We start from the raw sequence: 19,473 nt of genomic DNA, 5'->3' as shown, positions 1-19,473 counted from the left end.
ATGCGTCTTGTCCTGATCCTTGCCGCCGTGATCCTGCTGGCGCTGGTGCCGGTGCTGTCGGATGCCTTCGGCCAGCCGGCGATGCTGGCGCTGTTCACCCGGATCCTGATCTATTCCATCGCGGCGGCGAGCCTGAACTTCATCCTCGGCTATGGCGGGATGGTCAGCTTCGGCCATGCGGCGTTCTTCGGCATCGGGGGCTATGTCGTCGGCATCCTCTATGCCCACCACACCTCGGGCGAGCCGCTGTTCGGCCTGATCCCCGGCACCAACCAGTTGCTGATCACCCTGCCGGTGGCGGTGCTGGTATCCGGCCTTGCCGCCGCGATCATCGGCGCGCTGAGCCTGCGCACGGGCGGGGTGCAGTTCATCATGATCACGCTCGCCTTCGCGCAGATGCTGTTCTTCCTCTTCGTCTCGCTGACCGCCTATGGCGGCGAGGACGGCATCATCGTGCGCCGCACGAACGAGCTGCCCTTCGTCAACATGCGCGACAAGGCGAATGTCTATTACGTCGTGCTCGCCGTGGCGGTGCTGTTCTTCGCGGCGCTGTGGCGGGTGGTGCATTCGTCCTTCGGCGCGGTGATCCGGGGGATACGGCAGAACGAACGCCGCATGGCCGCGCTCGGCTTTGCGCCCTACCGCTACAAGCTGATGGCCTTCGTGCTGTCGGGCATGGGCGCGGGGCTGGCGGGGGCATTGATGGCGAACTACCTGCGCTTCGCCAGCCCCGACATGCTGCACTGGACCAAATCGGGCGAGCTGATGATCATGGTCATCCTCGGCGGGGTCGGCACATTCTTTGGCCCGGTGCTGGGAACGGGGGCGTTCTTGCTGCTGGAAAGCTTTCTGGCCGGGTGGTCGGAACACTGGCCGCTGGCACTGGGCCTGATCCTGCTGGTGGTGGTTCTGGGCACCAAGGGCGGGATCGCCGCGCTGGTGGCGCGTGTGGCCCGGCTGTGGGGGGGCGGGAAATGACGCCGATTCTGGAAATAGAGGGGCTGGTGAAACGTTTCGGCGGGCTGTTGGCGACGGATGACGTCAGCCTCACGGTGATGCCGGGCGAGATCCACGCGCTGATCGGCCCCAACGGGGCGGGCAAGTCCACGCTGATCAACCAGTTGTGCGGCGAACTGACACCCAATGCGGGCCGCATCGTCCTTGCCGGGCAGGATGTGACGCATCTGCCGGTCCCCGACCGCGTGGCGATGGGTCTGGGGCGCACCTTCCAGATCACCAGCCTGCTGGACGACGCCACCGTGCGCGAAAACATCGCCATGGCCGTGCAGGCGCGCGAGGGCGGCAACTTCCGCATCTTCGACCGTCTGCGGCGCCGCGCGCCCCTGTGGGATCAGGCGGATGCCCTGCTGGCCAAGGGCGCGATGGCCGGGCGCGGCGACGTGCCCGCGCGCGACCTGTCGCATGGCGAACGCAAGCAACTGGAACTGCTGGTGGCGCTGGCCCGCCGGCCCCGGCTGCTGCTTCTGGACGAACCGATGGCGGGCCTCGGCCATGTCGAGAGCCAGGAGATGATCGCGCTTCTGCGCGAGGTCGGGCAGGAAACGCCGATGCTGCTGGTGGAACACGACATGGACGCGGTGTTCGCGCTGGCCGGGCGGATTTCGGTGCTGGTCTATGGCCGCGTGATCGCCACCGGCGACGCCGACGCGATCCGCGCCAACCCGGCGGTGCGCGAGGCCTATCTGGGGGCGGAGGACGAGCTGTGCTGAGCGTATCGGGACTTCAGGCCGCCTATGGCGCGGGTCAGGTGCTGTTCGACGTCTCGCTGGATCTGCGCGATGGCGAGGTGGTGACGCTTCTGGGCCGCAACGGCATGGGCAAGACCACCACCGTGCGCGCGATCATGGGCCTTCTGCCGCCGCGCGGCGGGGCGGTCAGTTTCGAGGGCCGGGCAATCGCGGGCCTGCCGCCCGAACGCATCGCCCGTCTGGGTGCGGGGCTGGTGCCCGAGGGGCGGCAGATCTTTCACACCCTGACGGTGCGCGAAAATCTTGTCGCCACCGCGGCGAACCGGCTGAAACGGGCCGAGCCCTGGACGCTGGACAAGGTCTATGACCTGTTTCCCCGCCTGCGCGAACGCGCGGGGCAGGTGGCGGGCACGCTGTCGGGGGGCGAACAGCAGATGCTGGCCGTGGGCCGCGCGCTGATGACGAACCCGCGGCTTCTGATCCTCGACGAGGCGACAGAGGGGCTGGCCCCCGTGATCCGGACCGAGATCTGGCACGTCATCGGGCGGCTGAAGGCGCAGGGGCAGTCGATCCTGCTGATCGACAAGAACCTCGGCGTGCTCAAGCGGCTGGCCGACCGGCATTACATCATCGAAAAGGGGCGGACGGTCTGGGCCGGGACGGGGGCCGATCTGGACCGCGACGCCGAACGGGTGCAGGGCTATGTCGGGGTCTGACCTGCGGGTGGTGCTGGTCGGCTGGGGTGCGATCGGGCAGCGGGTCGCGGCGCTGCTGGCCGAACGCCGCCCGCCGCGCGTGGTGCTGGCGGGCGTGGCGGTGCGCGATGCGGGGGTGGTGCGGCCCGGCTGGCCCGCGGGCGCGGCGCGGGTGGCGGGGCCGGATGGGCTTGCCGCGCTGGCGCCGGGGCTGGTGGTGGAATGCGCGGGCCGCGCCGCGGTGATGGACTGGGGCCGGGCGGCGCTGGCGGCGGGGGCGGATTTCGCGCCGGCCTCGACATCCGCCTTCACCGATGGCGCGCTGCTGGCGGACCTCGCGGCGCGGGCCACGGCGGCGGGGCGGCAGGTGCTGATCGCGCCGGGCGCCTTGGGCGGGATCGACGCGCTGGCCGCCGCCGCCCGTCTGGGTCTGGCCGAGGTGCGGCACGAGATCGTCAAGCCCCCTGCCGCGTGGGCGGGCACGGCGGCGGAAAAGCTGTGCGATCTGGCGGCGCTGACCGCGCCCCTGACCTTCTTCGACGGCACGGCAGCAGAGGCCGCGCGCGATTTCCCCCAGAACGCGAATGTGGCGATGATTACCGCGCTGGCAGGTATCGGCCCCGCCCGTACCCGTATCGCGCTGGTGGCCGACCCGGGGGCGGCGGGCAACGCGCACCGCCTGCGGGCCACGGGCGATTTCGGCACCATGACCATCGCGTTGGAAAACCGCCCGCTGGCCACCAACCCCAAGTCGTCTGAACTGACCGCGCTGGCGCTGGTCCGGCTGATCGAGAACCGCGCCGCGGCGGTGGTGCTGTGACGGGCCTCGCGGCCGAGGGCGGCTGGCCCCGCGCGCGGCTGGATGCCGACTATACCGCGAAGGATTGTGTGAGTGCGGCGGATTTCGCCCGCATCATCGCCGATTATGCGCGCCTGTCGGCCCCGGCACCGGGCCTGCCGGGGGCGCGGACGGGGCTGGTCTATGATGGATCGGGCGAACGGCTGGATCTGTTCGGCACCGCGCCGGGTGAACGGCGGCCGCTGTTCCTGTTCCTGCACGGCGGCTACTGGCGCGCGCTGTCGCGGGGGCATTCGGCCTTCATGGCGCCGATGCTGGCCGCCCGCGGCATCGCCTGCGCGGTGCCCGACTACACGCTCGCCCCCGCCGCCAGCCTGACCGAAATCGTGCGCCAGTGCCGCGCGGCGCTGGCCTGGCTCTGGCGCAACGCGGATGATCTGGGGATCGACCGGGGGCGGATCGTGGTCGGCGGGTCGTCCGCCGGCGGGCATCTGGCGGCGGCGCTGGCGATGCCCGGCTGGCAGGCGGCCATGGGCCTGCCCGCGCAACCGCTGGCGGGGATGCTGCCGGTCTCGGGTCTTTACGAACTTGCCCCCATCGCCGCCAGCCATCCGCAGGACTGGCTGCACCTGACGCCGGAAGAGATCGCCACCCTCAGCCCCCTGCGCGCCCCGCCCCCCGCCCTGCGGGGCGTGACCGCGCTGGCCGAAACCGAAACCCCGGGCTTCACGCGCCAAAGCGCCGCCTGGGCCACCGCCACCGGCGCGCCGCTGCTGACGGTACCGGGGCGGAACCATTTCGACGTGATCATGGATCTCGCGCAGCCCGACACCGCCCTGTCGCGAGCCCTGCTGCAACTGTTTTGAGGGTGGATGGGGAGCGCCGGGGGCTTCGCGCCCCGCGCCGGCTGGTTCTCGAACCAGTGGCGCCCCCGCCGGCGCCCCCGCGGGATATTTATGGACAGAAAGTGAAGAGGGAACGTGCCCTTGGCATTTTCTGTCCCCAAATATCCCCGCCGGAGGCCGCCGACAGTCATCACGGGCGCTGCCCTCGGGGGTCAGTCCGCCGCGGCGCCCCAGTCGGCCCCCTGCATCTCGCGCAGGCGGCTGGCGGTGCGTTCGAATTCGAAGGCCCCCGTTCCCTCGGCGTAAAGCCGTTCGGGTTCGTCCGCGGCCGAGGCGATGAGGCGCACCTTCGCCTCGTAGAGCGCATCGACCAGGGTGACGAACCGCTTCGCCTCGTTGTAGTTCGCCGCCGACAGCCGCGGGATGTCCTCGACGATCAGCACCCGCACCGCCGCGGCGATGGCGAGGTAGTCCCCGGGGCCGAGCGGGCGCGCGCAAAGATCCCAGAACGACGCCCGCGCCACCCCGTTCTGCGCATGGTCCAGCGTGATCTCGCGCCCGTTGACCGCCAGCGTCAGGGGCGCGCCCGCGCCGCCGCCGGTCAGTTCGTCCCACAGCGCCGACAGCGCCGCATGCGCCGCGGGATCGGCGGGGGTGAAATAGACCTGCGTGCCGGCCAGCCGGTGCTGGCGGTAGTCGGTGGGCGATTCGAGTTCGGCCACCGTCATCCGTTCCTTGATCAGGCCGATGAACGGCAGGAACAGCCCCCGGTTCAGCCCGTTCTTGTAAAGATCGTCCGGCGGGCGGTTGGAGGTGGTGACGATCGTCACCCCCTGCGCCATCAGCCGCTCGAACAGCCGCCCCACCACCATCGCATCGGCGATGTCGGTGATCTGCATCTCGTCGAAGCACAAAAGCCGCAGGTCCTGCGCCACCGCATCGGCCACAGGCACCAGCGCATCCGCCGCGCCGCGCTGGCGTGCGGCATGCAGCTCGCGCTGGATTTCCTGCATGAAGGCGTGGAAATGCACCCGGCGCTTGGCAGTGATCGCGGTTTCGGCGGTGAACAGGTCCATCAGCATCGACTTGCCGCGCCCCACCCCGCCCCAGAGGTAAAGCCCCTTGCCTGCCGGTTCGGGCGCGCCCCGGCGCAAGAGCCCCCCGAGAAGGCCGCGGGACCGGGGCGGAGGGGCGGTTTCCAGCCGGGTGCGGATGTCTTCCAAAAGCGGCAGCACCGCGCGCTGTGCCGGGTCGGGGCGCAAGCTGCCTTCGGCGGCGCGGTTGTCGTAGATCTCTGTCAGGCTCTGGCGCATGCGCCGCCAATAGCGAAACGGCGCGGCAAGGGGAAGCCTTGCCGCGCCGTGGGGGCTGCCTGGGGAAACGTGGTTACTGGAACGCGCAGCCCGTCGTGACACCCAGCTTCTTGAACACGATCGCCGCGGGGCAGAAGCCGGTGAAGGATGCCTGGATCATGTTGAGCCCGGCAAAGGCGGTCAGCAGGTACCAGTAGTTCGACACCCAGGTGCCGAGGGCGAGGCTGGCGAGGACGACGATGCCGGCGAACAGCATCACGGCGCGGTCAAGGGTCATGGCGGTATCCCGGTGTTGGCGCAGGCATTGCCTGCCGATGGGGGGACCATAGACCGGGCGGAAAACAAATTCAATAGTGTGAATGCGAGAATGTGTTGCCCGCGGCACCCCGTCGCGCCCGTGCGCGCCGCCCCGGGCGTCAGGGGGCGCCGCGCGGCATCGGCGTGGTGCCCTGCTTGTAGGGGGTCCAGTCGGCGACCTGCGGATAGAACTGCCGCCGCCAGGCACGCACGCGGGGGTTCATCACCCGCCGCCAGAGCGGCGGCACCATCGCCAGCGCGGTCATCGCCGGATAGCCGTAGGGCAGTTGCGGGGCCGCGTCGGCGCCATAGGTCTGGAGCAGCGGAAAGCGCCGCTCGGGTTTGTAATGGTGGTCGGAATGGCGTTGCAGGTTGATCAGCAGCCAGTTCGACACCCGATGCGCGGCGTTCCAGCTGTGGCGCGGCTGGACATGTTCATACCGCCCCTCGCCCAGATGCAGCCGCGTCAGCCCGTAATGCTCGATATAGTTCGTCAGTTCCAGTTGCCAGACGGCGGACAGCGCCTGGATCAGGAACAGCCCCAGACCCTCCCATCCGCCAAGCGCCAGCGCCAGCGCCAGCATGGCGGCCTGCAAGGCGGCATAGCGCCAGAACGGATTGCTGCGGTGCCGGGCCGGCAGGCCGCGCCGGGCCAGCATCGCCGCCTCTGCCCGCCAGGCGGACCGCGGGCATTCCCACAGCACGCGCAGGAAGAAGCGGTGGAAGCCCTCGTTGTAGCGCGCCGTCACCGCATCGCGCGGGGTGCCGACGTAAAGGTGATGCACCCGCAGATGTTCCGACCGGAAATGGCTGTAAAGGACCGAGGCCAGCAGCAGATCCCCCAGCCAGCGTTCCAGCCGGTTCTTCTGGTGCAGCAGTTCGTGGGCATAGACGATCCCGATCGTGCCCGAGATCACGCCCAGACCGAAGAACAGCGCGACCTTTTCCCAGCTCGACAGATGTGCCGCGCGGGGGGCATACCAGATCATGCCGAAGATCACCGCCGCCTGCACCGGAAACCAGATCATGGTGATCAGCCGGTGCCAGAACAGCCGATCCTCCGGCGTGGCGGGGTCGGGGTTGTCGGTGTTCAGCCCCGATGCGGCATCCAGCAGCGTCACCATCCCCCAGCCATAGAGCGGCAGCAGGACCAGCGTCCAGCCGCCCCACCGCGCCTCGACCAGCGCCAGCGGCACGAGGCCGAGCGACAGCCAGAACGGCAGGGCGTCGCGCAGGCGGCCGGAAAGGGGGGCGGGCATGGGGCACCTCGGTTGCTGGGCGCGCGAAGTCTAGCGCAGCCGCGGCGCGGCGCAAACCGGACGCCGTGACGCGGGGGGCGGGCGGGGCAGGGGGCATTCTGCCCCCTCTTGGCTGCGCCAATTCACCCCCTGAGGATATTTTCAGACAGAAAGTGAGCACGCTGTTTTCCGGTGAGGCGACACCTGTTCATTTTCTGTCCTTAAATATCCCCGCGCGGCGCGCCGCTGCCCGCACCACCGAGCGGAACGGCGGGGTGGGTCAGGTCCCGTGACGCGCTGCCGCGTCCCAGACCTTGCGCATGACGGTGGGCAGGCTGGCGGGGCGGAAATCCGCCGCGGGGATGAAGGTGCCGCGGTCGGGCACCGCGTTCAGGCCCACATGGGCCAGCCGCAGCGCCAGGCGCAGTTCGAAATGGGTGAAGACATGGCGCACCTCCGCCCCCGGGTCGTGCCAGTCGGCGGGCAGGGGCGGCGCGTCATCGGGGGCGGCGGACCAGTCGCTGCCGGGCCAGCCGAGCATCCCGCCCAGAAGCCCCCGGTCGGGCCGCCGTTCCAGCAGCATCGCCCCGTCGCTGCGCCGGACGACATAGGCGATGCCGCGCCGCAGGGGTTTGGCGGCCTTGGGCGCCTTGCGAGGCAGATCGGCGGCGATGCCCTGCGCGCGGGCGGCGCAGAAGGCGGCCAGGGGGCAGCGGGGGCAGGCGGGATTGCGCGGGGTGCAGATCGTCGCGCCCAGATCCATCATCGCCTGCGCATGGTCCCCGGGCCGTTCCGCGGGGGTCAGCCGGGTGGCCAGCGCCACCAGTTCGGGTTTCGCCGCGGGCAGGGGGGTCTGCACCGCGAACAGCCGCGCCACAACCCGTTCGACATTGCCGTCGACCACCACCGCGGGTTCGTCGAAGGCGATTGCCGCAACCGCGCCCGCGGTATAGGGGCCGACACCGGGCAGGCTGTGCAGCGCGGCCGCCGTCGCCGGAAACCGGCCGCCGTGATCCGTGGCCACGGCGCGCGCGCATTTCAGCAGGTTGCGTGCGCGGGCGTAGTATCCGAGGCCCGCCCATTCGGCCATGACCTCGGCATCCTCGGCCGCCGCCAGGGCGGCGACATCGGGCCAGCGCGCGGTGAAGCGGCGGAAATAGCCCTCGACCGCGGCCACGGTGGTCTGTTGCAGCATGACCTCGGACAGCCAGACGCGATAGGGATCGGGCCGCACCCCCGCCGCCCGGTCCGCGGGCCCCACGCGCCAGGGCATCATCCGCGCCGCGCCGTCGTACCAGGCCAGCAGGGCCGCGCCGATGTCTTTCGCGTCATAACGCAATCTTTATGCCCTCCGCTGGCTGCCGGTGCTGGCGCATCGCACCGCCCGCGATAGTATGGCGCGACCAAGGGATGCAACCGCCATGACCCGTCCGCCGCAGACGCCGCCCGCCCCGCCCCCCCGCCGCCTGCGCGGGTTCGAGCCCGCCGCGGCGCTGGTCCAGCGCCGGGTGGAAAAGGCGGGCGAATCGCGCGGCTTTGCCGTGGCCCGCCTGCTGACCCACTGGGCAGAGATCGCGGGGCAGGATCTGGCCGCCATCACCCGCCCCGTCAAGGTGGGTTACGGGCGCGAGGGCCTGGGGGCGGTGCTGACGCTGCTGGTTGCGCCCGCGCAGGCGCCGCTGGTGCAGATGGCGGCGGACAAGCTGAAGGACAGGGTGAATGCCGTCTACGGCTACAACGCCATCGCCCGCATCCACCTGACCCAGACCGCCCCCACCGGCTTTGCCGAGGGCCAGACCCCCTTCACCCCGGCGCCCGCGCCCCGGCCCGCCCCCGCGGGCCCGCCGCCGGAAATCGCCGCCCGGGCCGCCACCGTCACCGCCGGCATCGGCGACGACCGCCTGCGCGCCGCGCTTGAAGCCCTGGCGCAAAACGTCTTAACTCGCGCTGCGAAATAGAAAGGCCACCGCATGACCCTGACCCTCGGCCGCCGCGCCTTCGGGCTGACCCTTGGCGCCGCCCTCGCCCTTTCCCCGTTCGCCGGCCTCGCGCAGGGCACGGACACCCAGGCGCCGCTGCCCGAGGTGCCCGAACTCGTGCTCGGCAACCCGGACGCGAAGGTGACGGTGACGGAATATGCCTCGTTCACCTGCCCGCATTGCGCGACCTTCCACGGCACGGTGTTCAAGGAGCTGAAGCGCGACTACATCGACACCGGCAAGATCAGGTTCGTCTATCGCGAGGTCTTTTTCGACCGCTACGGGCTCTGGGCCGCGATGATGGCGCGCTGCGGCGGCGAGGCGCGGTATTTCGGCATCGCCGAGATCCTCTATGCCGGGCAGCGCGACTGGGCCGGGTCGAACGACGCCGGGGTGGTGATGGACAACCTGCGCCGCATCGGCCGCACCGCGGGCATGACCGACGAACAGCTTGACGCCTGCATGCAGGACGGCGCGATGGCGCAGGCGATGGTGGCCAAGTTCCAGGCCGATACCGAGGCGGACAAGGTGGATTCCACCCCCAGCCTGATCATCGACGGTGAAAAGCACGGCAACATGAGCTATGCCGCCCTGTCGAAGATCCTGGACGAAAGGCTCGCGCAGTAACATGTCCTCTCCGTTGTCCGGTCTGCGGGTCGTCGAACTCGCGCGTATCCTTGCGGGCCCCTGGGCGGGCCAGACGCTGGCCGATCTGGGGGCCGAGGTGATCAAGGTCGAGGCGCCCGAGGGCGACGACACCCGCCGGTGGGGGCCCCCCTTCATCGAACGCGAAGGTGACCGCGCCGCGGCCTATTACCATGCCACCAACCGGGGCAAGAAATCGGTGACGGCCGATTTCACCACGCCCGAGGGGCAGGCGCTGGTGCGCCGGCTGGTGGCGGATGCCGATGTGGTGATCGAGAACTTCAAGGTCGGGGGGCTGAAGAAATACGGGCTGGATTATGACAGCCTGCGGCAGGTGAACCCCCGGCTGATCTATTGTTCCGTCACCGGTTTCGGCCAGGACGGGCCCTATGCCCATCGCGCGGGGTACGATTTCATCATCCAGGGCATGGCCGGGCTGATGAGCGTGACGGGCGAACCCGGCGGCCAGCCGCAGAAGGTGGGCGTGGCGGTGACGGATGTGTTCACCGGCGTCTATGCGGTGGTGGGGATCCTCGCCGCGCTGCACCAGCGCGCGGCGACGGGGCAGGGCCAGCAGGTGGACATGGCGCTGCTGGACGTGGCCACCGCGATCATGGCCAACCAGGCGATGAACTTCCTCGCCACCGGCAGGCCGCCGGGGATGATGGGCAACGCGCATCCGAACCTCGCCCCCTATGCGGTGTTCGACTGCGCCGATGGCTGGATCATCCTGGCGACGGGGAACGATGCGCAATACCGGCGGCTCTGCGGGATCCTCGGGCTGGCCGGGATCGCCGAGGCGCCGGAGTTCCTGAGCAACGCCGACCGCGTGGCCAACCGCGCCGCGCTGACCGAACGGCTGACCGCGGCGACGCGGCAATGGGCCAAGGCCGACCTTCTGGCGGCCTGCGAGGCGCAGGGCGTGCCCGCCGGGCCGATCAACGACCTGGCCGAGGTCTTTGCCGATCCCCAGGTGATCGCCCGGGGGCTGAAGCTCGACATGGACGGTATTCCCGGCGTGCGCACGCCGATCACCTTTTCGGACGCCGTTCTGGCAACGGGTGCGCCCGCGCCGAAACTGGGGGAACACCAGTCCGGGATCGGCTGAGCGGCCGGAGGGGGGCGGGGCACGTCTTGGCCTGCCTGTCCTCCTCGATAGCGGTTGCTGCGGGGCGGCGAGGTCGGCGCCGGGGCGCTGCCCCGGACCCCGGGATATTTAAGGACAGAAAATGAAGAAGGGGCCCGGGTCCCTTCCCTGCATGCGGCTTCACCTTTTCCGAAATACTCCGGGGGTCCGGGGGCTGGCCCCCGGCGCCGTGCTCGACACCGGCGCAGCTCGTGGAAGATGGCTCCGCTTTAGGCCGGTATCCGCTATGTCCGCGGCGTCAGCACCCTGTCCAGCGCCCCCTCCAGCGGGGCCGGGTCGTCCAGCCGCAGCCGCACCGGCAGGGTCAGCACCCGCCGCCGCCATGTGGCGGGCAGGCGCACGGCGTCCTTTTCCGTCGTCACCAGTTGCGCGCGGCGCAGCTTGGCCTCGGCCTCCATCCGGTGCAGCAGCGTCTCGGGCAGGGGCTGGTGGTCCGACAGCGCCACGGTGCGGACGAGGTCCGCCCCCTCGGCGCGCAGGGTGGTGAAGAACTTTTCCGGGTGGCCGATGCCCGCGAAGGCCAGCACCCGTTCGCCCTGCCAGCCCATGCCCATCTGCAACGGCGCGAGCCGCGCGGTGACATGGGGCAGCCCGCCGAGCGCCGGGCCCCATATGGCGGCAAAGCGCGCCTGCGCCTCTGCCCCGCCGATGGACAGCACCAGATCGGCGCGGGCCAGCCCCGCGGCCACGGGTTCGCGCAGCGGCCCCGCGGGCAGGCAGCGCCCGTTGCCGAAGCCGCGCACGGCATCCACCACCACCAGCGACAGGTCCTTGATGACGGAAGGGTTCTGCAACCCGTCGTCCAGCACCGCCGCGCCCATCCCCGCGGCCTCTGCCGCCCGTACCCCGGCGGCGCGGTCGCGCGCCACCCAGACCGGGGCGAAGGCCGCCAGCAGCAGGGGTTCGTCCCCCACATCGGCGGCCGAATGCACCGCCGGGTCCACCCGCACCGGCCCCGTCAGCCGCCCGCCATGGCCGCGGCTGACCACGCCCGCCGCAACGCCGCGCGCCGCCAGCCGTTCCAGCACCGCGATCACCGTGGGCGTCTTGCCCGTGCCGCCGGCGTTGAGGTTGCCGATGCAGATCACCGGCACCCCGGCGCGATACCCCGGCCCCCCTTGCCGCAGCCGCCGGGCCGTGGCGGCGGCGTAAAGCGCGCCGAGAGGGGCCAGCAGCCGCGCCTGCCAGGCGGGCCGGTCGGGCGGCGTGAACCAGAAGCCCGGCGCACGCATCACGGATCCCCCCGGGGGCCGTTCGCGGGGGCGGGCGCGGGCAGCAGCTCCAGCACCGCGCGGACCAGCTGGTCCGTCGCCTCGACCCCGGCGGATTCCACCTCCCACGCCGCGCGGGCCAGACGTGCGGCGCGGTCGGGGGCCAGAAGGTCGCCCACCGTTTCCCCCAGTTCGGCGGAATTCTTCAGCACCCGGCTGCCCCCCGCCCGGGACAGGTCGGCGCAGGCGACGGCATGGGGCGCCGTCACCGGCCCGTGGACGATGGCGGCGCCGAGCGCCGCGGCCTCGAACGGATGGCGCAGGCAGCCGGGGCCGGCGAGCGTGCCGCCCAGCCAGGCGATGGGGGCGAGGCGGTACCACAGGCCCAGTTCGCCTTCCGTATCGGCGATATAGACCTGCGTTTCCTCGGACAGTTCGTCGTCCGACCCCCGCCGCGCCACGATCAGCCCGTGGTGGGCGATCAGCCGGGCCGCCATCGCCTCTGCCTGCCCCAGGTCGGCGGGCACGAGGATCAGCAGCAGCCGGTGGGTCATGCGCAGCGCCGCCAGATGGGCGGCCGCCACCATGTCGAGTTCCGCCATCGGCAGCGCGGCGGCAAGCCAAGCCGGGCGGGTGCCGAGGCTGCGGGCCACGGCGGCCCGTTCGGCCTCGTTGCAGCCGAGCGCGCGGCTTTCGGCCTCCAGCCGGCCGCCGATGGCGCTGGCGGGCGGGGGCGCGCCGGCGCGGCGCAGGGCGCGCAGGGCGGGTTCGTCCAGCGCGAAGATGCGGGCAAAGCTGCGCAGAAGCGCGCGCATCACCCCCGGCCACCAGCGCGGGCTGCCCCCGTCCACCGTCAGCGCGCCGGGGGCCTCGGCCAGCACCAGGGGGATGGCGCGGCGCGCGGCGGCATGGACCAGAACCGGGCGCAGCCGCCCGCCGGTCAGCACCACCGCGTCGGGCCGCCAGTGGTCGAGGAAGGCGCGCACCGCCCCGGTCGCATCCTCTGGCATCTCGGTCTGCATCACCCGCGCGGCGGTATCGCCCGCGCAGCCCCCGGGCGTGGACAGCAGCACCCGCAGCCCCGGCCGCTCCTCCGCCAGCCGCCGCGCCAGCTGCCCCAGCCCGTGCCCCGCCGCAGGGTCGAGCGCGGCGAGCCAGACCAGCGTGCCCTCGGGCCGGGGGGGGGCAGGGGCCGCCGCGCCGCCGCGCGCCCGCCGTCCCGCCGCCAGCAGATAGAGCCCCAGTCCGATCGACCTGTCCATGCGCCAGACCTACCCCTTGTCGACCAGCCAGTCGAGCGCCGCGGTGGGCAGGATGCGCCGGGCGAGGCCCATCAGATGGGTGGGCGTGGTGACGTAATAGCGCGCGCGGGGGCGCGGGCTTTCCAGCGCACGGACCAGTTTCGCCGTGACCGCGGCGGGCGGCAGTTCGAACCTGTCGGGCCCGCGGCTTTCGTAAAGGCGTTTCAGCAGGCTGCCGCGATACTGGTCCGCGCGGGGGGATGCCTGCCAGTCCACCCAGCGTTCGAAATGGGGGATGGAATTCACGCGGATATTGCTGGTGATGGGGCCGGGCTCGATCAGGATCACGTCGATGTCGGTGCCGCGCATTTCCAGCCGCAGCACATCGGTCAGCCCTTCCAGCGCGAATTTGGTGGCGACATAGGCCCCGCGCCATTTCAGCGGCACCAGCCCTAGGACTGAAGAACAGGTCACGATCCGCCCACGCCCCTGCGCCCGCATGATCGGGATCACGCGGCGGGTCAGGTCATGGGTGCCGAAGAGGTTGACCTCGAAAATCTCGCGCAATGCGCCGCGCGGCAGATCCTCGACCGCGCCGGGCAGGGCGAAGGCGCCGTTGTTGTAAAGCGCGTCGAGCCCGCCGCCGGTGCGGCTGCGTAGCTCGTCGATGGCGGTGTCGATGCTGTCCTCGTCGGCAAGGTCGAGCGGGAAGCTTTCCAGCCCCTCTTCCCGCAGGCGGGCGCAGTCCGTTTCCCGCCGGCAGGTGGCGAAGACGCGCCAGCCCCGCGCATGCAGCGCACGCGCGGCATCCGCGCCGATGCCCGACGAACAGCCCGTGATCAGAATGCTCCGCTGCGCCATCGCCCGTCCTTCTTCCCGGCCCGCCACCGGTCCGGCCCAAGTGCTACGCGGGCGGGGGGCGGGGTGCAAGGGCGGGGCTCCCCCATGCGTCGGGCCTGTGGCCGGCCCCGGGGCGCTGCCCCGGACCCCGGGATATTTAGGGACAGAAAGTGAAGAAGGGCGCGTATCCCTTCCTGTACGGCTTCATCTTTTCCCAAATACTCCGGGGTCCGGGGCAGCGCCCCGGGGGTGGGGTCACTCCGCCGCGATGGGGGTCAGGAGGCGGCTTGCGACCCAGCCCTCGATGCCGTCGCCCTCGATGCGGATCAGTGACCAGCCGTTTTCCTCTGCCGCCACGGCCACGATCTCGCCCCGCGGCAGGCGGCCCAGGACCTGCGCGCCGGTGCCGGGTTCGGCGCGGACATTGGCGAGGCTGGCGATGACCTCGCGGAATTCCACCGGGCCGGATTCCACGGGGCCGGTGGCGCGGGCGGGTTCGGGGGCGGCTACCGGGTCGCGGTTCGGCGCGGCGGCGATGGTGGTCAACAGCCCGGGGTCGTTCGCCGCGCCGGGCGCCGCGGCGGTGATGCCGGTGGGGATCGGGGCCACGGGCACCGGCACCGCGCTGAAGGCGGGCGCGGGTTTTTCCGGGGCCGGAGGGTGGCGCGGCGCGCGCGGCGCCGGGGCGGCGGCGGTTTTCACCGGCTCTGCCACGGGGGCCTTTGCCTGCCGGTCGCGCGCGGGCGGCGCCTTGCCGCCATACAGGTAGACCACCGCGCCGAACCCCAATGCCAGCAGAACCAGAAGCTTGAACAATCGCATCGTCTTGTCCCCCGGGCGCAACCGCCCTGCATCATCCTAGACGCGAATCACCGCCGGGCTGAACCGCTTTCCGCCGCTTCCCCGCCCGCAGGGCCGTTTTTCCCGCTGGACCGCCGCGCGCCTGCGCCGTACATCACGGGACATGACCGATACGCCCGACGACGATCCCGCCCCGAGCCCCGCCACGGTGTCCGAGCCGCTGTCGCGCGCGATCGGCGAGCGCTATCTGACCTATGCGCTGTCCACGATCATGCACCGCGCGCTGCCCGACGCCCGCGACGGGCTGAAACCCGTGCACCGCCGGATCCTGTTCGCGATGCGCGAACTGCGGTTGTCCTCGACGGGCGGTTTCCGCAAGTCGGCTAAGATTTCCGGCGACGTGATGGGCAACTATCACCCGCATGGCGATGCCGCGATCTATGACGCGATGGCGCGGCTGGCGCAGGATTTCAACGTCCGCTACCCGCTGGTGGACGGGCAGGGCAACTTCGGCAACATCGACGGCGACAACCCGGCCGCCAGCCGCTACACCGAGGCGCGGCTGACCGCGGCGGCAGAGGCGCTGCTGGAAGGGCTGGCGGAAAACGCGGTCGATTTCCGCCCGAACTACGACGGCACGCTGGAAGAACCCGTGGTGCTGCCCGCGGCCTTTCCCAACCTGCTGGCCAATGGCGCCAGCGGCATCGCCGTGGGCATGGCGACGAACATCCCGCCCCACAACATCGGCGAACTGGTGCAGGGCTGCCTTGCGCTGATCGACGACCCCGACACATCCGGCGACCGGCTGGTCGACCTGATCCCCGGCCCCGATTTCCCGACCGGCGGCGTGCTGGTGGAACCCGCCGACAGCATCCGCGACGCCTATCGCACCGGGCGCGGCAGTTTCCGGCTGCGCGCGCGCTGGCAGGTGGAGGATCTGGGCCGCGGCACCTGGCAGATCGTGGTCACGGAAATCCCCTTCCAGGTGCCGAAATCGCGCCTGATCGAAAAGCTGGCCGAGGTGATCCAGACCAAGAAGGTTCCCCTGCTGGCCGATGTGCGCGACGAAAGCGCCGATGACGTGCGTATCGTGCTGGAACCGCGCGCGCGCACGGTGGACCCCGAGGTGCTGATGGGGCAGCTTTTCCGCGTCTCGGACCTCGAGGTGCGGTTCGCGCTGAACATGAACGTGCTGATCGACGGGCGCACCCCCAAGGTCTGTTCGCTCAAAGAGGTGCTGCGCGCCTTTCTCGACCACCGGCGCGAGGTTCTGTTACGCCGGTCGCGCCACCGGCTGGAAAAGATCGACCACCGGCTGGAGGTGCTGGAAGGCTTCATCACCGCCTACCTCAACCTCGACCGGGTGATCGACATCATCCGTTACGACGCCGATCCCAAGGCCGCGCTGATGGCAGAGGTCTGGGGGGGCACTTTCCCCCGCGCGCTGTCGGAAAAGGACTATCGCGGGCCGAAGCCGCGCAGCCCGGGCGACCTGACCGAGGTGCAGGCCGAGGCGATCCTGAACATGCGCCTGCGGTCGCTGCGGCGGCTGGAGGAAATCGAGCTGCGGCGCGAACGCGACGAGCTGCGGGCCGAACGCGCGGGGATTATGGCGCTTTTGGCCGATGGCGCGCTGCAATGGGCGCGGATCGCCGCCGAGTTGCGCGAGGCGGGGGTGAAATTCGGCCCCGGCGCCCCGGGCGGCGCGCGCCGCACCACCTTTGCCGATGCCGCCGAGGCAGAGGCCCTGCCCGCCGAGGCGATGATCGAGCGCGAGCCGATCACCGTGGTCTGTTCGCGCATGGGCTGGGTCCGGGCGATGAAGGGGCACCTGCCGCTGGACCAGGAACTGAAGTTCAAGGACGGCGACGGCCCCCGGTTCCAGTTCCACGCCGAAACGACCGACCGGATCCTGCTCTTCGGCACCAACGGACGGTTCTACACGCTTCTGGGCGCGAACCTGCCCGGCGGGCGCGGCATGGGCGAACCCGTGCGCCTGATGGTCGACCTGCCGAACGAGGCCGACATCGTGGACCTGCTGATCTACCGGCCGGGCGAGAAATACCTCGTCGCCTCCTCCGAGGGCGACGGCTTCGTGGTGCCGGTGGACGAACTCGTGGCCCAGACCCGCGCCGGCAAGGGGGTGCTGAGCTTCCGCGACGGGGCGCGGGCGATGCTGGCGCGGCCGGTGCGCGGCGATCATGTCGCGGTGGTGGGCGAGAACCGCAAGATGCTGGTCTTCGCGCTGTCCGAACTGCCGGAAATGGCGCGCGGCAAGGGCGTGCGGTTGCAGAAATACAAGGACGGGGGGCTGTCGGACGCCGCCACCCTGGTGCTGGCCGAGGGGCTGAGCTGGAAAGACCCCGCCGGCCGCACCCGGACGGAGCCCGACCTGACCCAATGGCTGGGCAAGCGCGCGGGTTCCGGCTGGATGGCGCCCCGCGGCTTTCCGCGCGACAACCGCTTCACCTGAGGCGCCGCGGCAGGCGGATGGCGCAGGGCCGGGGGCCAGCCCCCGGACCCCCGGAGTATTTCCGGCAAGATGAAGCTGGATCCGCCTTTATCCGAAGAAACACGCCCCTCGTCTTTCACCGTGAAAGAAATATCCCGGGGGTCCGGGGGCTGGCCCCCGGCGCCGCCCGGATACAGCGGCGGATATGTCCCCTCCTCGGGTACAGACAGGGCAGGTGTCTGTGGCACTCTGCCGCAGGGGCCGTGCCGCGGCCCGTGGAGGGAGAACACATATGGCATTCAACCGCATCGCACGGCTGGCCGCCGCCGCTGCCGTCACCATCGCCACCGGGACCGCCGCCTTCGGCGAAACCGTCACCATCCGATATTCCAACTGGCTGCCGCCGGGTTTCTTCCTGTGGGAAAAGGCGCTGCACCCCTGGGTCCAGGAAATCGAGAAGGTCACCGAGGGCCGGGTCAAGGTCGAGGTCCTGCCCAAGGTCGTCGGCACCGTGGCGAGCCAGTTCGACGTGGTGCGCGACGGGCTGGCCGACATGGCCTTCCTCGTGCCCGCCTATACGCCGGGCCGGTTCGAACTGATCGAATTCGGCGAGATGCCGCTTTTGTCGAACAAGGAAGAGGTCATCGCCCCGGCCTTCGACCGGCTCTATCGCAAGCATCTGGCGCCGCTCAATGAATTCGAGGGCATCGAGGTGCTGTCGATCTTCTCGATCTCGCCGGCGCAGGTGTTCACCAAGACCCGGCCGGTCAAGGCGATCGGGGATTTCCAGGGCCTCAAGATGCGCTCCCCGACCTCGGGCACCAAGGCGTTCCTCGATGCGACCGGGGGCGTCACCGTCAACAAGCCGTCGAGCGAGGCGTTCGAGATGCTGGCGAGCGGCGTCATCGACGGCCAGCTGACGCAGGCCAATACGGTGACGGGTTTCGGCCAGACGGATCTGACGAAATACGCGCTGATCCTGCCGGGCGGGGTGTCGAACTCGGTCAACGTGGTGGGCATCAACCCGGCGAAATGGGCCGAGATTTCCGAGGCCGACCGCGCCGCGATCCTGGCGATTTCGCAGGACAAGCTGGCCCAGACCGTGGGCGACGTCTATGCCGAGGCCGAGGATGCCGCGATGGCGACGCTGAAGGAGGCGGGCTACGACATCACCGAGGCCAGCCCCGAGATGGTGGCCGAACTGTCGAAGATGCTCGCCCCCATCGAGGCGTCGTGGGTCGAGCGCGCCAAGGCCAAGGGCCTGGCCGATCCGGCGGCGGTGTTGCAGGAATACCGCGACATCATCGCCGCGGCCGGCGAATAAGGCCCGCTTGCGGCCGGAAGGGCCCGCGCGCCACCCGCGCGGGCCCTTTTCCATGCGGGCGGGCGGTGTCCGGGCCGGCCCCGCGCCGTTGCGCGCGGCCCCCCGCTCGGCTAAGCAGGCCCGACCCTGCCCGACCCTGACGGAGCGCGCGATGACCCGAATCCTTCCCGTCCTTGCCGCAGCGGCGGCGCTGCTGCTATCGGCTTGCGGCAGCGGGCCGCAGGTGCTCGACACGCCGCCCGACGCGCTCGGCAAGATGCGGCTCGGCCATCTGGCGGTGATCACCGACAAGGCGGTCAAGTCGCCGGTGTCGCGCGACGCCACGCCCGCGGAATGGCAGGCCGTGCTGACCAAGGCGTTCCAGGACCGTTTCGGGCGGCTGGACGGCGAGCGGTACTATCACATCGGCATCCATCTGGACGGCTATGCCATCGCCCCCCCCGGCGTGCCGGTGCTGCTGTCGCCGAAATCGGTGCTGATCATCTCTGCCACCGTGTTCGACGATGCCAAGGGCGGCGCGGATGGCGGCAAGATCAACGAAAAGCCGCGCCAGATCACGGTGTTCGAGAGTTTCTCGGGCGAAACGGTGGTGGGTTCCGGCCTGACGCGCACGCGCGAGGAACAGATGGCCGCGCTGGCCTTCAACGCCGCCAAGGCGGTCGAGGACTGGATGGTCGAGAACCCGCACTGGTTCGATCCCGCAGCCGCGCCCCCCGCAGAGCCGCCCAAAGCCCCTTCGGGGCGCTGACGGGCAAGTGACGCTTGAATTTTCCGCGCCCAACCGATACACGGCGCGCGGTGTAAAACGGGCCCCGCAATCGGTCGATGACGGGCCCCCTCAGATCCAGGGACGCCCGCGACATGGCAAAGGCAAAGTTTGAACGTACGAAACCGCACGTGAACATTGGTACGATTGGTCACGTTGACCACGGGAAGA

19 protein-coding genes are annotated in these 19,473 nt (G+C 70.6%); 11 read left to right on the top strand and 8 right to left on the bottom strand.

Annotated features, from left to right (window positions below):
- Genes RGD00_RS13310 through RGD00_RS13290 form a run of 5 tightly spaced genes read left to right on the top strand, consistent with a single transcriptional unit; the run spans position 1 to position 4,069 of the window.
- The gene (locus RGD00_RS13310) at positions 1 to 978 is read left to right on the top strand and encodes a branched-chain amino acid ABC transporter permease (protein WP_310457831.1); all 978 of its coding nucleotides are present in this window, start codon (positions 1 to 3) and stop codon (positions 976 to 978) included.
- The gene (locus tag RGD00_RS13305; protein WP_310457830.1) at positions 975 to 1,730 is read left to right on the top strand and encodes an ABC transporter ATP-binding protein; all 756 of its coding nucleotides are present in this window, start codon (positions 975 to 977) and stop codon (positions 1,728 to 1,730) included. Before RGD00_RS13310 ends, RGD00_RS13305 begins: the two co-directional genes overlap by 4 nt.
- A complete protein-coding gene (locus RGD00_RS13300) occupies positions 1,724 to 2,425 on the top strand; it encodes an ABC transporter ATP-binding protein (RefSeq protein ID WP_310457829.1) in 702 nt (233 codons plus the stop codon). The genes RGD00_RS13305 and RGD00_RS13300 overlap by 7 nt, the downstream gene beginning before the upstream one ends.
- Positions 2,412 to 3,224, top strand: coding sequence for an aspartate dehydrogenase (locus RGD00_RS13295; RefSeq protein ID WP_310457828.1), 813 nt, complete (start codon positions 2,412 to 2,414; stop codon positions 3,222 to 3,224). The genes RGD00_RS13300 and RGD00_RS13295 overlap by 14 nt, the downstream gene beginning before the upstream one ends.
- Complete coding sequence (locus RGD00_RS13290; protein WP_310457827.1) at positions 3,221 to 4,069, top strand: alpha/beta hydrolase; 849 nt, start codon at positions 3,221 to 3,223, stop codon at positions 4,067 to 4,069. Before RGD00_RS13295 ends, RGD00_RS13290 begins: the two co-directional genes overlap by 4 nt.
- 191 nt (positions 4,070 to 4,260) lie before the next feature.
- On the opposite strand, the gene zapE is transcribed toward RGD00_RS13290, so the two are convergent.
- The 4 genes from zapE to mutY form a co-directional block, all read right to left on the bottom strand.
- Positions 4,261 to 5,361: a cell division protein ZapE gene (zapE, locus tag RGD00_RS13285; RefSeq protein ID WP_310457826.1), complete on the bottom strand. Its 1,101-nt coding sequence runs from the start codon at positions 5,359 to 5,361 to the stop codon at positions 4,261 to 4,263.
- Between the two features lie 73 nt (positions 5,362 to 5,434).
- Positions 5,435 to 5,638: a YgaP family membrane protein gene (locus RGD00_RS13280; RefSeq protein WP_310457825.1), complete on the bottom strand. Its 204-nt coding sequence runs from the start codon at positions 5,636 to 5,638 to the stop codon at positions 5,435 to 5,437.
- Between the two features lie 139 nt (positions 5,639 to 5,777).
- The gene (locus RGD00_RS13275) at positions 5,778 to 6,917 is read right to left on the bottom strand and encodes an alkane 1-monooxygenase (protein WP_310457824.1); all 1,140 of its coding nucleotides are present in this window, start codon (positions 6,915 to 6,917) and stop codon (positions 5,778 to 5,780) included.
- A gap of 259 nt (positions 6,918 to 7,176) precedes the next feature.
- Positions 7,177 to 8,235 (bottom strand): A/G-specific adenine glycosylase, encoded by a 1,059-nt coding sequence (gene mutY / locus RGD00_RS13270; protein ID WP_310457823.1) that lies wholly within the window; start codon positions 8,233 to 8,235, stop codon positions 7,177 to 7,179.
- Between the two features lie 82 nt (positions 8,236 to 8,317).
- Between mutY and RGD00_RS13265 the strand changes: the two genes are divergently transcribed.
- The 3 genes from RGD00_RS13265 to RGD00_RS13255 are packed head-to-tail and all read left to right on the top strand — an operon-like array spanning position 8,318 to position 10,628.
- Positions 8,318 to 8,854, top strand: coding sequence for a DUF721 domain-containing protein (locus RGD00_RS13265; RefSeq protein WP_310457822.1), 537 nt, complete (start codon positions 8,318 to 8,320; stop codon positions 8,852 to 8,854).
- 12 nt (positions 8,855 to 8,866) lie between these two features.
- On the top strand, positions 8,867 to 9,502 hold the full coding sequence (locus tag RGD00_RS13260; protein ID WP_310457821.1) for a DsbA family protein: 636 nt from the start codon (positions 8,867 to 8,869) through the stop codon (positions 9,500 to 9,502).
- 1 nt (position 9,503) lies between these two features.
- On the top strand, positions 9,504 to 10,628 hold the full coding sequence (locus RGD00_RS13255) for a CaiB/BaiF CoA transferase family protein (RefSeq protein ID WP_310457820.1): 1,125 nt from the start codon (positions 9,504 to 9,506) through the stop codon (positions 10,626 to 10,628).
- A gap of 263 nt (positions 10,629 to 10,891) precedes the next feature.
- On the opposite strand, the gene lpxK is transcribed toward RGD00_RS13255, so the two are convergent.
- The 4 genes from lpxK to RGD00_RS13235 all read right to left on the bottom strand — a co-directional run bounded on the left by lpxK (position 10,892) and on the right by RGD00_RS13235 (position 14,781).
- Positions 10,892 to 11,899 (bottom strand): tetraacyldisaccharide 4'-kinase, encoded by a 1,008-nt coding sequence (gene lpxK, locus RGD00_RS13250; RefSeq protein ID WP_310457819.1) that lies wholly within the window; start codon positions 11,897 to 11,899, stop codon positions 10,892 to 10,894.
- Positions 11,899 to 13,140, bottom strand: a complete 1,242-nt coding sequence (locus RGD00_RS13245) for a 3-deoxy-D-manno-octulosonic acid transferase (protein WP_310457818.1) — start codon at positions 13,138 to 13,140, stop codon at positions 11,899 to 11,901. Before RGD00_RS13245 ends, lpxK begins: the two co-directional genes overlap by 1 nt.
- A 9-nt stretch (positions 13,141 to 13,149) precedes the next feature.
- Positions 13,150 to 13,980 (bottom strand): SDR family NAD(P)-dependent oxidoreductase, encoded by an 831-nt coding sequence (locus RGD00_RS13240; RefSeq protein WP_310457817.1) that lies wholly within the window; start codon positions 13,978 to 13,980, stop codon positions 13,150 to 13,152.
- 234 nt (positions 13,981 to 14,214) lie between these two features.
- A complete protein-coding gene (locus tag RGD00_RS13235) occupies positions 14,215 to 14,781 on the bottom strand; it encodes an SH3 domain-containing protein (protein ID WP_310457816.1) in 567 nt (188 codons plus the stop codon).
- A 142-nt stretch (positions 14,782 to 14,923) separates the two neighbouring features.
- On the opposite strand from RGD00_RS13235, the gene RGD00_RS13230 reads away from it, so the two are divergent.
- The 3 genes from RGD00_RS13230 (at position 14,924) to RGD00_RS13220 (ending at position 19,284) form a co-directional block, all read left to right on the top strand.
- Complete coding sequence (locus tag RGD00_RS13230; protein WP_310457815.1) at positions 14,924 to 17,233, top strand: DNA topoisomerase IV subunit A; 2,310 nt, start codon at positions 14,924 to 14,926, stop codon at positions 17,231 to 17,233.
- Between the two features lie 271 nt (positions 17,234 to 17,504).
- The gene (locus RGD00_RS13225) at positions 17,505 to 18,536 is read left to right on the top strand and encodes a TRAP transporter substrate-binding protein (protein WP_310457814.1); all 1,032 of its coding nucleotides are present in this window, start codon (positions 17,505 to 17,507) and stop codon (positions 18,534 to 18,536) included.
- A gap of 151 nt (positions 18,537 to 18,687) precedes the next feature.
- Positions 18,688 to 19,284: a hypothetical protein gene (locus RGD00_RS13220; RefSeq protein ID WP_310457813.1), complete on the top strand. Its 597-nt coding sequence runs from the start codon at positions 18,688 to 18,690 to the stop codon at positions 19,282 to 19,284.
- The last annotated feature ends 189 nt before the right edge of the window (positions 19,285 to 19,473 follow it).

The sequence above is a fragment of the Ruixingdingia sedimenti genome, assembly GCF_031432425.1.
In the GTDB taxonomy this organism is placed as follows: domain Bacteria; phylum Pseudomonadota; class Alphaproteobacteria; order Rhodobacterales; family Rhodobacteraceae; genus Ruixingdingia; species Ruixingdingia sedimenti.
The sequence above is the reverse complement of the archived record's forward strand: the minus strand, read 5'-3'. Positions and strand labels throughout refer to the sequence as shown.

Coding starts and splice junctions, on each gene's coding strand:
- RGD00_RS13235 (WP_310457816.1), bottom strand. CDS start 14,781: ATGCGATTGTTCAAGCTTCTGGTTCTGCTGGCATTGGGGTTCGGCGCG.
- RGD00_RS13280 (WP_310457825.1), bottom strand. CDS start 5,638: ATGACCCTTGACCGCGCCGTGATGCTGTTCGCCGGCATCGTCGTCCTC.
- RGD00_RS13220 (WP_310457813.1), top strand. CDS start 18,688: ATGACCCGAATCCTTCCCGTCCTTGCCGCAGCGGCGGCGCTGCTGCTA.
- RGD00_RS13255 (WP_310457820.1), top strand. CDS start 9,504: ATGTCCTCTCCGTTGTCCGGTCTGCGGGTCGTCGAACTCGCGCGTATC.
- RGD00_RS13295 (WP_310457828.1), top strand. CDS start 2,412: ATGTCGGGGTCTGACCTGCGGGTGGTGCTGGTCGGCTGGGGTGCGATC.
- RGD00_RS13275 (WP_310457824.1), bottom strand. CDS start 6,917: ATGCCCGCCCCCCTTTCCGGCCGCCTGCGCGACGCCCTGCCGTTCTGG.
- zapE (WP_310457826.1), bottom strand. CDS start 5,361: ATGCGCCAGAGCCTGACAGAGATCTACGACAACCGCGCCGCCGAAGGC.
- RGD00_RS13245 (WP_310457818.1), bottom strand. CDS start 13,140: ATGGACAGGTCGATCGGACTGGGGCTCTATCTGCTGGCGGCGGGACGG.
- RGD00_RS13230 (WP_310457815.1), top strand. CDS start 14,924: ATGACCGATACGCCCGACGACGATCCCGCCCCGAGCCCCGCCACGGTG.
- RGD00_RS13305 (WP_310457830.1), top strand. CDS start 975: ATGACGCCGATTCTGGAAATAGAGGGGCTGGTGAAACGTTTCGGCGGG.
- RGD00_RS13265 (WP_310457822.1), top strand. CDS start 8,318: ATGACCCGTCCGCCGCAGACGCCGCCCGCCCCGCCCCCCCGCCGCCTG.
- RGD00_RS13240 (WP_310457817.1), bottom strand. CDS start 13,980: ATGGCGCAGCGGAGCATTCTGATCACGGGCTGTTCGTCGGGCATCGGC.
- lpxK (WP_310457819.1), bottom strand. CDS start 11,899: ATGCGTGCGCCGGGCTTCTGGTTCACGCCGCCCGACCGGCCCGCCTGG.
- RGD00_RS13260 (WP_310457821.1), top strand. CDS start 8,867: ATGACCCTGACCCTCGGCCGCCGCGCCTTCGGGCTGACCCTTGGCGCC.
- RGD00_RS13310 (WP_310457831.1), top strand. CDS start 1: ATGCGTCTTGTCCTGATCCTTGCCGCCGTGATCCTGCTGGCGCTGGTG.
- RGD00_RS13225 (WP_310457814.1), top strand. CDS start 17,505: ATGGCATTCAACCGCATCGCACGGCTGGCCGCCGCCGCTGCCGTCACC.